The organism is Amycolatopsis orientalis, from assembly GCF_000943515.2.
Taxonomy (GTDB): Bacteria; Actinomycetota; Actinomycetes; order Mycobacteriales; family Pseudonocardiaceae; genus Amycolatopsis; species Amycolatopsis orientalis.
On the sequence record NZ_CP016174.1, the window covers coordinates 4,352,330 to 4,365,943 of the forward strand.

13 protein-coding genes are annotated in these 13,614 nt (G+C 70.9%); 7 read left to right on the forward strand and 6 right to left on the reverse strand.

The features are described 5' to 3' along the window. Positions 1–39: 39 nt before the first annotated feature. The 3 genes from SD37_RS18885 to SD37_RS18895 all read right to left on the reverse strand — a co-directional run bounded on the left by SD37_RS18885 (position 40) and on the right by SD37_RS18895 (position 4,678). Positions 40–1,125, reverse strand: a complete 1,086-nt coding sequence (locus SD37_RS18885) for an iron-siderophore ABC transporter substrate-binding protein (RefSeq protein WP_044853464.1) — start codon at positions 1,123–1,125, stop codon at positions 40–42. Between the two features lie 113 nt (positions 1,126–1,238). Further along, positions 1,239–2,996 carry an ABC transporter ATP-binding protein gene (locus SD37_RS18890; RefSeq protein ID WP_044853143.1) on the reverse strand — a complete coding sequence of 586 codons (1,758 nt, stop codon included), beginning with the start codon at positions 2,994–2,996 and terminating at the stop codon, positions 1,239–1,241. After that, positions 2,993–4,678: an ABC transporter ATP-binding protein gene (locus SD37_RS18895; protein WP_044853144.1), complete on the reverse strand. Its 1,686-nt coding sequence runs from the start codon at positions 4,676–4,678 to the stop codon at positions 2,993–2,995. Before SD37_RS18895 ends, SD37_RS18890 begins: the two co-directional genes overlap by 4 nt. A 103-nt stretch (positions 4,679–4,781) precedes the next feature. On the opposite strand from SD37_RS18895, the gene SD37_RS18900 reads away from it, so the two are divergent. Both SD37_RS18900 and SD37_RS18905 read left to right on the forward strand, forming a co-directional pair. Then, positions 4,782–5,825: a FecCD family ABC transporter permease gene (locus tag SD37_RS18900; protein WP_044853145.1), complete on the forward strand. Its 1,044-nt coding sequence runs from the start codon at positions 4,782–4,784 to the stop codon at positions 5,823–5,825. A 23-nt stretch (positions 5,826–5,848) separates the two neighbouring features. Next, positions 5,849–6,886 carry a FecCD family ABC transporter permease gene (locus tag SD37_RS18905; protein ID WP_052675055.1) on the forward strand — a complete coding sequence of 346 codons (1,038 nt, stop codon included), beginning with the start codon at positions 5,849–5,851 and terminating at the stop codon, positions 6,884–6,886. Here SD37_RS18905 and SD37_RS18910 read toward each other — a convergent pair. Then, the gene (locus SD37_RS18910) at positions 6,867–7,718 is read right to left on the reverse strand and encodes a DMT family transporter (RefSeq protein ID WP_044853146.1); all 852 of its coding nucleotides are present in this window, start codon (positions 7,716–7,718) and stop codon (positions 6,867–6,869) included. The genes SD37_RS18905 and SD37_RS18910 overlap by 20 nt on opposite strands. Before the next feature lie 41 nt (positions 7,719–7,759). Between SD37_RS18910 and SD37_RS18915 the strand changes: the two genes are divergently transcribed. The 3 genes from SD37_RS18915 (at position 7,760) to SD37_RS18925 (ending at position 10,218) form a co-directional block, all read left to right on the forward strand. Then, positions 7,760–8,281 (forward strand): DinB family protein, encoded by a 522-nt coding sequence (locus SD37_RS18915; protein ID WP_044853147.1) that lies wholly within the window; start codon positions 7,760–7,762, stop codon positions 8,279–8,281. 19 nt (positions 8,282–8,300) lie between these two features. Beyond that, the gene (locus tag SD37_RS18920; protein WP_044853148.1) at positions 8,301–9,011 is read left to right on the forward strand and encodes an MBL fold metallo-hydrolase; all 711 of its coding nucleotides are present in this window, start codon (positions 8,301–8,303) and stop codon (positions 9,009–9,011) included. Between the two features lie 103 nt (positions 9,012–9,114). After that, positions 9,115–10,218: an LLM class flavin-dependent oxidoreductase gene (locus SD37_RS18925; protein ID WP_044853149.1), complete on the forward strand. Its 1,104-nt coding sequence runs from the start codon at positions 9,115–9,117 to the stop codon at positions 10,216–10,218. A 3-nt stretch (positions 10,219–10,221) separates the two neighbouring features. Here SD37_RS18925 and SD37_RS18930 read toward each other — a convergent pair whose 3' ends face one another. Continuing rightward, positions 10,222–10,989 carry an IclR family transcriptional regulator gene (locus SD37_RS18930; RefSeq protein WP_044853150.1) on the reverse strand — a complete coding sequence of 256 codons (768 nt, stop codon included), beginning with the start codon at positions 10,987–10,989 and terminating at the stop codon, positions 10,222–10,224. A gap of 41 nt (positions 10,990–11,030) precedes the next feature. On the opposite strand from SD37_RS18930, the gene SD37_RS18935 reads away from it, so the two are divergent. Then, a complete protein-coding gene (locus SD37_RS18935; protein WP_044853151.1) occupies positions 11,031–11,933 on the forward strand; it encodes an acetaldehyde dehydrogenase (acetylating) in 903 nt (300 codons plus the stop codon). Further along, entirely contained in the window at positions 11,930–12,964 is a 1,035-nt protein-coding gene (gene dmpG / locus SD37_RS18940) for a 4-hydroxy-2-oxovalerate aldolase (RefSeq protein ID WP_044853152.1), read from the forward strand. The genes SD37_RS18935 and dmpG overlap by 4 nt, the downstream gene beginning before the upstream one ends. Here the strand turns inward: dmpG and SD37_RS18945 are convergent. Beyond that, entirely contained in the window at positions 12,955–13,548 is a 594-nt protein-coding gene (locus SD37_RS18945) for a TetR/AcrR family transcriptional regulator (protein ID WP_044853153.1), read from the reverse strand. The two genes, dmpG and SD37_RS18945, sit on opposite strands and share 10 nt — an antisense overlap. Between the last annotated feature and the right edge of the window lie 66 nt (positions 13,549–13,614).

Sequence of the window (13,614 nt, forward strand, 5' to 3'; positions counted from 1 at the left end):
GAGCGGAAAGCCCGCGGCCCCGTTTCCTTTCCGCGAGACTCAGTTGGCCGGTTTGACCTCGGTCTTCGGGTCACCGTCGACGGCGGCGGACAGCTGCGGGACGATCCGGTCGATCACGTACGGCAGACTCAGCACGGTCACGAACGAGACCGCGCTGCCGTAGGTGCCTTCGTTCTCGATGAAGACCTCGCGCTTTTCCTTCGCCACCTTCAGTCCACTGTAGAGCGCGTCCTTGCCGAGGATCTCCTGCGCCTTGGCCGGGGTGTCGATGAGCCACACCAGCGCGTCGCGGTCGAGCAGGTCGGTCCGTTCGGCGCTGAGGCTCTTGCCGAACTTGTCACCGATGACGGCGTCGAGATCGGCGGGCAGCTTGAAGCCGAGCGATTCGAGGATGTGCGAGCGGCCGTCCTGGCTGCCGTAGACGAAATAACCCTCGTAGGTCGACGCCATCAGCGCCGACTTGCCCTGGAACTCCGGGTGCTCCTTGCGGACCTGGGCGAACTTGTCCTCGACACCCTTGACCAGCTCGTTCGCCTTGGTGGCACGCCCGACGGCCTGGCCGACCTTCTTGGTCGCCTCGTTCCACGGGATGCCGTAGTCGTTGTACTCCTTCGGCTGCGCGACGACCGGGGCGCCGATCTGGCTCAGCTTGTCGTACTGCTCCTTGGTGAGCCCGGAGTACAGCGCGATGATCAGATCCGGCTTCAGCGCGGCGATCTTCTCGTACTGCGGCCCGTCGACGTCCTTGAGGACCTCCGGCAGCGCGGCACCGCCGAGTTTGTCGGTCGCCCACGGGCCGATCGTGCCGGGGAACTTGCCGAGCCATTCGGTGACGCCGACCGGGACCACGCCGAGCGCGAGCAGCGCGTCCTGCTCGGTCAGGCCGACCGTGACGACACGCTTGGGCTCCTGGGTGATGGTGGTGCTGCCGTACTTGTGCTCGATCGTCGTCGGGAACGCGTTCGCGTCGACCGCCGAACCGGCGGTGTTCTGCGCGGCCGGGGTGGCCGGTTCGCCACCACCTCCGCACGCGGTGAGCGTGGCGGCCAGTACCAGGGCGGACGCCAGGACGCCGGCGGTCTTCAGGCGTCCGCGCACGGCGGAGAGGGTGGGGATTCGGGCCATCATCCGTCCTTCTTGATCGGCGATCCGGCGCGAAGCCGGATTAATCGAAATTCAGGTTTGCCTAACCTAAGACGCCGGACGGTCGATTGCAACCGGTGCCACTGCGTCCCGGATCACGTCCGTGAACGGTTGTCCGACCAGGCCGCCCAAAGCGTCGCGTACCGACCACCGGAGGCGACGAGTTCGTCGTGCGTCCCGCTTTCGACGACCACGCCCGCGTCGAGCACGACGACGCGGTCCGAAGCCGCCGCCTGCGTCAGCCGGTGCGCGACGACCAGGCCGGTCCGGCCTTCGAGCGCGGCCGCCGCGGCGGCTTCGAGGGTCTTCGCGCCCGCGCTCCCGGCTTCGGCGGTGGCCTCGTCGAGGATCGCGATCGGCGGATCCGCGAGGACCAGTCTGGCCAGCGCCAGTTGCTGGGACTGGGTGACGGTCAGCTGGTGACCGCCTTCGCCGACCACCGTCGCGAGGCCTTCGCCCAGCGCTTCCGCCCAGCCGCGTGCGCCGACCTTGTCCAGCGCCGCCAGCAGATCCTCGTCGGACGCGTCCGGCCGGACGAGCCGGAGGTCGTCCGCCAGCGAACCGGCGAAGACGTGCACCTCCTGGCTGATCAGCGCGACGGCCCGCCGGGTCGCGGACGGGCCGAGTTCGTCCAGCGGGACCCCGCCGACGGAGACCGTGCCCGCGGCGGGCGTGTGGATCCCGGCGATCAGCTTGGCCAGCGTCGTCTTCCCGGCCCCGCTGGCGCCGACGAGCGCGACCCGCTCGCCGGGGGCGAGACTCAGATCGACGTCCCGCAGCACCGGGTGTCCGTCCACATAGGAATGGGAGACGCCCGCCGCCTTCACTGACGCGTCGACGGGTTTCGCGGGCCGCTGGGGTTCCAGGGGCGCGGGCAGGTCGGCGACACCGACCAGGCGGGCGAGACTCGCCGCGGCGGCCTGCGCGTCGTCCACCAAGGCCAGCGCGGTGTTGATCGGGCCGAAGAGACTGTGGAAGTACAACGCCGCCGCCGTCGCCGCGCCGATGGTCACCGCGTCGGCGCCCACCAGCAGGAAACCGGCCGCGAGCACGGCGGAGAGGCCGACGAACTCGGCGAGGTTGAGCCGGGCGAAGAACCTCGTCATCAGCCGGACGCCGCGCAGCATCAGCTCCATCGCGCCCTCGGACCGCCGCCGGACCCGCTCCACGTGGGCGTCGGCGAGGCGGAACGCGCGCACCGTCTTCGCGCCGCCGATGGTGTCGAGCAGTTGCTGCTGCTGGGAACCCGTCGCGATCCGCTGCTCCGCGTACAGTGGGACGGCGTTGCGGACGTACCAGCGCACGGTGTGCAGCTGGATCGGGGCCGCCAGCAGTGCCGCCAGAAGGAACCGCCAGTCGAGGACGGCGAGGGCGCCGAGCGTCAGCACGATGGTGAGTACCGAGCGGCCCAGTTCGGGCAAGGCCTCGCGGACCGCCCTCGCCACCACCGTGACGTCGTTGGTGACCCGCGCGGTCAGGTCGCCGGAACCCGCGCGTTCGACCTGCTCCAGCGGGAGGCCCAGGGCGCGGTCCACGAACCGCTCGCGTAGTTCCGCGAGCAGGGTTTCGCCGAGCCGCGCGGTCAGCGAGACGCCCAGCGCGGTCGCGATCGCCTGGGCGACGGCGACCAGTACCAGTGCCACCACCGGCGTGGTCAGCTCGGTGGCCGGCCGTTTCCCGGTGACGAGATCGACGATGTGGCCGAGCAGGGGAGCGGTGAGCAGCCCGATCGCGGTCGCGCCGACGAGCATCGCGAGCGCACCGGCGGCACGGGCCTTCGAAGTGCGGAGCAGTTCACCCAGGACGGCGCGGATCCGCTTGCCGTCGGCGGTGGGGAGCAGTTCACGGGTCATGACAGCACCGCCGCGCGGTAGTCGGCGCGATCGAGCGCGAGTTCGGCGTGGCCGCCTTCGGCCGTGACCCGGCCGCCGTCGAGGACGACGACGCGGTCCGTCACGGCGAGCAGGGCGGGACTCGTGGTCACCAGGATTGTGGTCCGTCCTCGTCGTAGCCGGGCGAGCCCGGTGGCGATCCTCGCCTCGGTCACCGTGTCCACCGCCGTCGTCGGGTCGTGGACGACGAGGACCGGGGCCTCCGCGGCGAGCGCGCGGGCGAGGGCCACCCGTTGCCGCTGCCCGCCGGAAAGGGAGCGGCCCCGTTCGGTGACCGCGGTCGCGATCCCGTCCGGCAACGCCGCCGCGACCTCGTCCGCCGCCGACGCGGCCAGGGCTTGTTCGTGCGCGGGTCCGCCGGCGTGGACGTTCTCCGCCAGCGTTCCTTCGAAGAGGTCCGCGTCGTGCGCGGCGACCAGGACGACCTCCCGTACCCGGTCCGGGTCCACAGTGGACAGATCGACGCCGTCGACGCGGACCTGGCCCTCGGCCGGATCGCCCGCGCGGCCCAGGCAGTCGAGCAGGTCGGTCGCGGCGGCGGGATCGCTGGCGACGACGCCGACCAGCTGCCCCGCCGGGATGTCGAGATCGACCCCGCGGAGGCTGCCGTAGGAGACGCCCGAAAGCCGGACGTTCCCGGTGGCGGGCGACGGGAGTGCACCGTCGCCCGTTTCGACCGCCGCCGGCGTGGTCAGCAGGTCGGCGACGCGGGACGCCGACGCGCGGCCCTGCGCCAGTTCGCTGTTGACCCACGAGAAGATCAGGAACGGGGTGAGCAGGAACTGCGCGAGCCCGACCGCCGCGACGAGGTCGCCGACGCTGATCGCGCCCGAGGACGCGAGATTCCCGCCGACGAGGGCGACGATCGCGATGAAGACACCGGTGAGCGCGAGCACCGCGCCGTCGTGCCAGGCCTTGGCCTTCGCGGCGCGCAAGGTCGCCTTCAGCGAGTTCTGGCTCGTGTCGCGATAGCGTGCGACGGCGGCCGGTTCGGCGCCGATGCCCTTGAGCACCCGCAGACCGGCGACCAGATCCGTGGCGACCCCCGAAGCGTGCGCCGAGCGTTCCTGCTCGGCCTCGCTCCGGCGCTCCAGCGGCTTCCCGATGAGATGCGCGAGGTACAACAGCGGCGGCGTGCCCAGCAGGACCAGGAGACCGAGCGGGAGGGACATGCGCAGCAGGGCGATGGCGCTGACCAGCACACCGGCGAGCGCGGCGATCCCGAACGGCAGGGCGGCGTTGACCACCCCGACCCGTTGCGCGTCACTGGTGCCGATGTTGACCAGTTCGCCCGCCAGCTTGCCGTTTTCGGCGCCGCCGCCGGGATGCAGGACCCGGCGGCTGATCGCGACGCGGATGTCGTGCGCCGCCCGCAGCGAGGCCCCTTCGGCCGCGCGCGCGGCGAACCGGTAGCTGTAGGACAGTCCCGCGAAGACCACGCCGAGCACGGCGAGCCAGAACACGAGTGTGCCCACCGAGCCGCCGGCGACGGCCTGATCGATCACCACGCCGATGATCACCGGGACGAGTGCTTCGCCGCCTTGGTGCCCGGCGGCGAGGATGGACGCGAGCGTGACCTGCCGTCGTTGCCCGGAAATAGCCTGGCGCAGGACGCTTCGGCTGGTGGTGGCCGTTGCGGTCACCGGCGCCTCCGTTGTTCGGGGTAGGTAAGGCTAGTCTAAGTCGGTAGCTCGTTGAGGTGAACTCCGGCGTTCGGTTAGCCTCGCCTCAGTCGAAGGAGGTCCCGTGGTCGTCACCGAACGCCCGCCCGCCGCGGCGTCCCCGCCGAGCGCGGCGGCACGGACGTTCCGCGCCGGCGGCCTGGTGCTCGGGCTCGCCCTGCTGGCACTCGTCTTCCTGCTCGGCATCTGGGTCGGGTCGAAGAGCATCCCGTTCACCTCGACCTGGTCGGTGCTGTGGCACAACGACGGCTCGACCGACGCGGTGATCATCCACGACCAACGCATCCCGCGGACGCTGCTGGGCGTGGTCGTCGGGGTGGCGCTCGGCCTGGCCGGCGCGGTGATGCAGGCGCTCACCCGGAACCCGCTCGCCGACCCCGGCCTGCTCGGTGTCAACACCGGCGCCGCGGCCGCGGTCGTGTCGGGCATCGCGTTCGTCGGAGTCTCCGGCGTGCTCGGCTATATCTGGTTCGCCTTCGCCGGGGCGGCGCTGTCCTCGGTGGTGGTCTATCTCCTCGGCTCGGCGGGCCGCAGCGCGACCCCGGACCGCCTCGTGCTCGCCGGCGCCGCCGTGATGGCCGTGCTCCAGGCCTACATCGTCGGGGTGCTGCTGCTGATGCCCGAGACGTTCAACCAGTTCCGGTTCTGGAACGTCGGCTCGCTCAGCGGCCGGAAATGGGACGTGCTGCTGCAGATCTCGCCGTTCGTCGTGGTGGGCGCGATCATCGCGCTGCTGCTCGCCCGGCCGCTCAACATCCTCGCGCTCGGCGACCAGACCGGCAAGGCGCTCGGCGCGCACGTGGGCCGCACCCGGGTCCTGGGCGCGCTCGTGGTGACCCTGCTCTGCGGTGCCGGGACCGCGGCGGTCGGCCCGATCCTGTTCCTCGGCCTCGCCGTGCCGCACGCCGCGCGCATGCTGGTCGGCCCCGATCAGCGGTGGGTGCTGCCGTATTCGATGCTGCTCGCGCCGATCGCGCTGATCGGCGCCGATGTCCTCGGCCGCGTGCTGATCCCGCCCGAGGAACTGCAGGCGGGCATCGTGGTCGCGTTCGTCGGCGCGCCGGTGTTCATCGCGCTCTGCCGCCGCCGGAAGCTGGCCCGGCTGTGACCGCGATCAAGGAGCGACCACCGATGAGCACGCGCGTCCTGCGCACCCCGGGCGGCGGGCTTTCCCTGCGCGTCACCCCGAGGGCGGCGATCGTCGTCACGCTGCTGGCCGTCACCGTGTTCTTCGTCGGCGCGGTCAGCATGACGACCGGCGATTACCCGTTGTCCGTCGGCGAAGTCATCCAGACGTTGTTCGGCTTCGGGGACCGGAGCACCGAATTCATCGTGACCACGCTGCGCCTGCCGCGGCTGCTGACCGCGCTGCTGGTCGGCGGCGCGCTCGCGGTCAGTGGCGCGATCCTGCAGAGCCTGTCCGGCAATCCCTTGGGCAGTCCCGATTTCATCGGCTTCACCGAAGGGGCCGCCGCGGGCGCGCTGCTGACGATCATCGTCGTGCACGGCGGCATGCTCCAGGTGTCGGCGGGCGCGCTGGTCGGCGGCGTCGTGACGGCGGCGCTGATCGCGTTGCTCGCGCTGAACCGGGGCGTGCACGCGTTCCGGCTGATCCTCGTCGGGATCGGGGTGAACGCGATGCTCATCGCGTTCAACTCCTACCTGCTCACCAGGGCGGCCTGGCAAGACGGCCTGGCGGCGCAGGCGTGGCTGGTCGGCGGGCTCAACGGACGCGGGTGGGAGCACGTGGTCCCGGTCGCGGTCGCCATCGCCGTCCTGCTTCCGCTCGCCTTCGTCTACGGCAGAAGGCTTTCGCTGCTGGAGATGGGCGACGACTCGGCCATGGGGCTCGGCGTGCCGGTCCAGCGGAGCCGGATCGTGCTGCTCGGGGTCAGCGTGGGGCTGTGCTCGATCGCGACGGCGGCCGCCGGTCCGATCGCGTTCCTGGCCCTCGCCGCGCCTCAGCTGGCGAAGCGGCTCACTCGGTCCTCGGGCCCCGGTCTCGCCGCGGCCGCGCTGATGGGGATGCTCCTGCTGGTGGTGAGCGATCTGATCACCCAGCAGTTCCTGGCCGGCCTGCCCGTCGGCCTCGTGACCGGGGCGATCGGCGGGCTGTACCTGGCTTGGCTGCTGGTGTCCCGTCGCGGGGTCAGCCGGGCGGCGCGCTGACCGGCTCGATCGGGGCGGGCTCGCCGAACCGGGCCAGTGCCAGCGCCGCCGAAACGGCGAGCACGAAACCGACCGCCGCCACGGCCGCGAAACCGGGTCGCGTCGTGTCGCCGAGCACGAGCACCCCGATCAGGGACGGGAAGACGGTCTCGCCGATCACCATCATCGCGGTCGAGGTGGTGACGCTGCCGCGTTGCAGGGCGGTGGCGTAGAACAGCATCGCCATCGCGCCCGCCGCGGCCAGCGTGTACGTGGCCGGGTCGGTCAGCAGGTCGAGGGGGGCCAGGCTGGGGAGCACCCGGCCCGATAGCGCGACGACGCCGAAGCACAGCCCGGCGACCAGGCCCAGCGCCGGTGTCCGGATCCGCCGCGAGGCGCGGCCGGCGAACATCCCGGCCGTGCCGAGTACGACCACCGCGCCGACCAGCACGAGCCGGAAACCCAGCCCGGTCGCCGACGAACCTTCGCTCTCCGCCGACATCCCGAGCAGGGCAAGCCCGGCACAGACCACCGCCACCGCCGTCCACTCGCGACGTCCCAGCCGGACACCGAGCGTCCGCGCCGCGACCGCGGTCACGGCGAGACTGCCCGCCAGCGCCGCCTGGACCACGAACAGCGGCAGTACGCGCAGGGCGACCACCTGCGCGACGAAACCGATGACATCCAACGCGAGGCCCGCGACGAACTTCCACTGCCGCAGCACCCGCACCAGAAGCTGGGGATCGACGCGGTCTTCGTCACCCGAGGTCGCCTTCGCGGCGATCGCTTGCATCACCGAAGCGACGCCGTACGCACAGGCCGCGAAGAACGCGCAGATCAATCCCCACCACATGACGCGCCAGCCTAGTCCTGCCCGATGTGTAAGGTGTCCGCATGTCGAACACGAGTTCGAGCGCCGAGCCGGTCGAGCGGGCCTGGCCGGACGGGATCGCCGAGGACGAGGCCGGGATCCAGTGGGACTTCCTGCGCTTTCTCCGTGCCACCGCGGTGAACAAGGTCGCCGGGCTGACCAGGGAGCAGGCGGCCGCGACACCGCTGCCTGGGTCGCCGAGGATGAGCGCGCTGGGCGTGCTCAAGCATCTGACCGCGGTCGAGCGCTGGTGGCTGTCGATCGAGGCCGGCGGCGCGGAGCTGCCGTCGCTGTGGGAAGGCTCACCGGATCCGAGCTGGGACCTGACCGAGGACGACGACCCGCGGTCGGTCGTCGAGGCCTACCGCGCCGAGTGGGCCCGCTCGGAAGCCGCGCTGGCCGGGGTTTCGCCCGGTGACCGGGCGCGCCGGTCGAGGCGGTTCACCGTCCGGTGGGTGCTCGCGCACGTCGTCCAGGAGACGGCGCGGCACACCGGCCATCTGGACATCCTGCGAGAGCTGGCCGATGGCACCGTGGGGGAGTGAGGCACCGTAAGGTGTTGCCATGGCTGACAGGCTGTACTTCCGGCAGTTGCTCGCGGGCCGTGACTTCGCGGTGGGTGATCCGGTCGCGACGCAGATGGTCAACTTCGCCTACCTGATCGGCGACCGGGAGACCAGCGAGGCCGTCATCGTCGACCCGGCGTACGCCGTCGGCGATCTGCTGGACCTGCTGGAGGCCGACGGCATGCGGCCGACCGGCGTGCTCGCCACGCATCATCACCCCGATCACGTCGGTGGCGAGATGATGGGCTTCTCGCTGCCGGGGATCGCGGAGCTGCTGGAGCGCGTCCAAGTGCCGATCCACGTCAACGCCGCGGAAGCCGAGTGGGTCCGCCGGATCACCGGCGTTTCCGGGACCGATCTGCGCTCGCACGAACACGACGACGTCCTGGAGGTCGGCGCGGTCCCGATCCGGCTGCTGCACACGCCGGGACATACGCCGGGAAGCCAGTGCTTCCTCGTCGACGGCCGTCTCGTTTCGGGGGACACGCTGTTCCTCGAAGGCTGCGGCCGCACCGATTTCCCGGGCGGTGACGCGGAAGCGATCTACCGGAGCCTGCAATGGCTGGCCGGGCTGGACGGGGATCCGGCCGTCTACCCCGGTCACCAGTACTCGGCGGAACCCTCGGCCCACCTTTCGCGGGTGAAGGAGACGAACTTCGTGTTCCAGCCCAAGTCGCTCGACGACTGGCGGCTGATGTTCGGCGGCTGAAAGACGCAACCAGAGGACGAAACGCGAAGGCGGCGCGTCCAGATCGCGGGACGAGGGCGGCGCCGATTGACCCGGTGCCGCCCGGAAGCCGAAGCTCGGGACCGTGACGGTCAAGCTGCATTGGTTCCTGCCCACCACCGGTGACGGCCGGACGATCGTGGAGCACTTCCACGCCTCCCGCGCCGCCGGAGCGGCCGCCTCCCGCGAGCCGGACATCGACTACCTCGCCCAGGTCGCCCGCGCCGCGGAGGGCAACGGCTTCGAAGGTGTCCTGACGCCGACAGGGACTTGGTGCGAGGACGCCTGGCTGACCACGGCGGCGCTCATCCGGGAGACGAGAAGCCTCAAGTTCCTGGTCGCCTTCCGGCCGGGGACGGTCTCGCCGACGCTGGCCGCGCAGATGGCCGGAACCTTCCAGCGGCTCTCGCGGGGCCGCGTGCTGCTCAACGTCGTCACCGGCGGCGACACGGTCGAGCAGCGCCGTTTCGGCGACTGGCACGATCACGACCAGCGCTACGCCCGCACCGGCGAGTTCCTCGAAATCGTGCGCGGCGTGTGGAGCGGTCAGCCGTTCGACTTCGCGGGCGACCATCTCAAGGTCGAAGGCGCGACCACGATCGCGGCACCCGATCCGGTACCGCCGATCTACTTCGGCGGCTCGTCCGCGGCGGCGTTGCCGATCGCGGCGAAGCACGCCGACGTCTATCTGACCTGGGGTGAGCCGCCCGCGCAGGTCGCGGAGAAGATCGCGAAGGTCCGCGAACTCGCCGAAGAACAGGGCCGAAAACTTCGCTTCGGCATCAGGTTGCACACCCTGTCCCGTGACACGTCGGCGGAAGCGTGGGCAGAGGCGGGCAAACTGCTGGACGCGATCGACCCCGAGCGGATCGCCCATACCCAGAAACAGTTGTCCGCCAGTGAATCCGTCGGCCAGCGGCGGATGGCCGCGCTGCACGGCGGGAAGGCGGACGGCGGCGTGCGCGGCCTGGAGGTCTACCCGAACCTGTGGGCGGGGATCGGCTTGGTGCGCGGCGGGGCGGGCACGGCCTTGGTCGGCAGCCACGGCGAGGTCGCCGATCTCATCGAGGAATACCACGCGCACGGGATCGAGGAGTTCGTCCTCTCCGGGTACCCACATCTGGAAGAGGCCTACTGGTTCGGCGAAGGCGTCCGGCCCGAACTGGTCCGGCGCGGGCTCGTCGCGTAAATCTCACAAGGTGCGCGACAGGGCCAAAGCGGCGGTCCGGACGGCGGGCGCGACGCGGCTGGTGTGCATGCGATTCGCCCAGCCGGAGATCGACAACGCCGCCACCGCGACGCCTTTCGCGTCGAGGAGAGGACTCGCCGCGCAGACGACGCCGACGCCGGATTCCTCGCGTTCGAACGCGATCCCGTCGGCGCGGACCTTCGCGAGCTGTCGGCGCAACAGGCCGGCGGCGGTGATCGTCCGGACGCTCACCCGGGGCAACCCGGCCTCGATCACCTGTGTCACCACGGATTCCGGCGAGAAAGCGAGGATCGCCTTCCCGACCCCGGTGGCGTGCGCGGGAAAACGGCCGCCGATCCGGGATGGCAGCGAGGGCGCGTCCGGTCCGCGCAGGATGTCGAGATAGACGACCTCCGTACCCTCCAGGACCGCGAGATGCACGGTGTTCCGCGTCGCTTCACGGAGGTCGGCGAGATACGGGCGCGCCGCCTCGACCAGTCCGCGGCGCCGCACCGCCAGCTGGCCGATCTCGAACAGTTTCAGCCCGAGCCGCAGCGCCGGGCCCTCGCGTTCGAGCAGTCCGGTCGCGACCAGGTGACCGGTGAGCCGGTGGACGGTCGACTTCGCCAGTCCGGTCCGCCGCGCCAGTTCGGAGACACCGAGCGCGTCGTCGCCGGGCCGGAAGGCCGAGAGCAACGCGGAGATCCGGGCGGCCACGAGGCCGTCCGCTCCGGTTCGTTCCTCCTCGTCGTTCCGCCCAGCGGCACGCATGGGTTGAGTGTGCCCTATCCGCTCGGGGAGCGTCATCCGACATGGCGCAACGGAAAGCGGTGGCCGCGATCGTCGGTCCCGGGAACATCGGCACCGACCTGCTCGCGAAGCTGAGGCGCAGCGAACACGTCGAAGTGCGGTACATGGTCGGTGTGGACCCGGACTCGGACGGGCTGGCGAAGGCCGCCCAACTGGGACTGGAGACGTCGGCGGAAGGTGTCGACTGGCTGCTGTCCCGCGACGAACTGCCGGACCTCGTCTTCGAAGCGACCTCGGCGAAGGCGCATCTGGCGAACGCGCCGCGCTACGCCGCCGCCGGGATCCGCGCGGTCGACCTGACCCCCGCCGCGGTCGGCCCCTTCACCTGCCCGGCCGTCGGCCTGCCCGAACGGCTGGACGTGCCGAACGTCAACCTCATCACCTGCGGCGGCCAGGCCACGATCCCGATCGTGCGAGCGGTGTCGCGGGTGACGCCGGTGCCCTACGCCGAGATCGTCGCGTCCGTCTCGTCGCGTTCGGCGGGCCCGGGGACGCGGGCGAACATCGACGAGTTCACCGCGACCACGGCGCGCGGGATCGAACTCGTCGGGGGAGCGGGCCGCGGCAAGGCGATCATCATCATCAACCCCGTCGAACCCCCGATGATCATGCGGGACACGGTGTTCTGCGCGATCGACCCCGACGCGGACTTCGGCGCGGTGACCGAATCCATCCACCGGATGGTCGAGACGGTCCAGGGCTACGTGCCGGGCTACACGCTCAAGGCGGATCCGCAATTCGACCCGCCGAGGCCGGGGTGGAGCGGGCAGGCGCGGGTCGCGGTGTTCCTCGAAGTCGCCGGGAACGGGGACTTCCTGCCGAAATACGCGGGCAACCTCGACATCATGACGGCCGCGGCCGCCCGCGTCGGCGACCTGCTGGCCACGCAGGGGGTGGCGGCATGAGCTGGGACGACGTGGACCGCGAGGTCCGGCTGGTCGACACGAGCCTGCGCGACGGCAGCCACGCGATGGCGCACCAGTTCACCGAGAAGAACGTGCGCGACACCGTGCGGGCGCTGGACGACGCGGGCGTCTCGCTGATCGAGGTCAGCCACGGCGACGGTCTCGGCGGCTCGACGTTCAACTACGGGTTCTCCCTTGTGGACGAACGGAAACTGATCGAAGCGGCGGTCGACGAGGCGCGCCGGGCGAAGATCGCGGTGCTGCTTCTGCCCGGCCTCGGCACGGTCGGCGACCTGCGGGTGGCTGCCGGTCTCGGCGCGGGCGCGGTCCGGATCGCGACCCACTGCACCGAGGCCGACGTCTCCGTCCAGCACTTCGGTGCGGCGCGGGAACTCGGGCTGGAGACGGTCGGTTTCCTGATGCTTTCCCATATGTCCACGCCGGAGGCGCTGGCGAAACAGGGCCGGATCATGGTCGACGCCGGGTGCCAGTGCGTGTACGTCGTCGACTCGGCCGGGGCGCTGATCCTGGAGGAGGCCGCCGACCGGATCGCCGCGCTGGTGGCGGAGTTCGGGGACGAGGCGCAGGTCGGCTACCACGGGCACCAGAACCTGAGCTTCGGTGTCGCGAACTCCGTGCTCGCCTACCGCGCGGGCGCCCGGCAGATCGACGGCTCGCTCGTCGCGCTCGGCGCCGGCGCGGGCAATTCGCCGACGGAGGTGCTCGCGGCGACGTTCGAACGGCTCGGGATCCGCACCGGCGTCGACAAGGACGTGCTGATGGACGCCGCCGAGAACGTCGTGAAGCCCTACATCACGCGGCTGCCGGTGATGGACCGGTCGTCGATCGTGCAGGGTTTCGCGGGCGTGTACTCGAGTTTCCTGCTGCACGCGGAGCGCGCCGCCGAACGCTACGACGTCCCCGCGCACGAAATCCTGTACCGCGTCGGCGCCGCGAAGTACGTGGGCGGGCAGGAGGACATGATCATCGACATCGCCCTGCAGCTGGTCGCCGAACGCGGTCAGGGCTGACGGTCGGCGCCGAGGACGAGGCGGACGCAGTGGTCGATGAGGCGGTCGCGGCTCACCTTGAGCGAGCCGTCGAGGTAGGCGATGAAGACGTTGCTCAGTGCGCCGACCAGCCCGATCGAGATCATCTGCCGTTCGGCCGCGTCACCGTGGGAAAGCTGCCCGCTGACCAATTCGGCGAAGGAGGGCAGGAGCGCGATCCCGCGGGTGGTCAGCGCGGGATCCGTGATCGGCGCGAGCAGGAGCACCCGGCCCTTGCGGGGGTCGTCGAGCATCAATTCGACGAAGGCACGGATGGCGGCCTTCGCCCTGTCGGCGGGTGCGGTCGTGTAGCTGACTGCGTCGACCAGTGCCTGCCGTGCCTGCCCGGCGATGAACTCGTAGACCGCGACGACCAGTTCCTCGCGGTCGGTGAAGCTCTCGTAGAAGTACCGCTCGGTGAGCTTGGCGTGGCGGCAGACCGCGCGGACACTCACCCCGGCGCTGCCCTGGGTGCCGAGCAGGTCGAGACCAGCCTCGACGAGTTGTCCCCGGCGGGCGGCCTTGCGGTCGTCCAGCGTCGTGCCTGCCCAGCTGCGGCCGGCCATGATCGGCTCCTCTTGTTGACTACGGCCGTTGTCAACCTTAACCTGACAACAGTTGTGGTCAGTTTA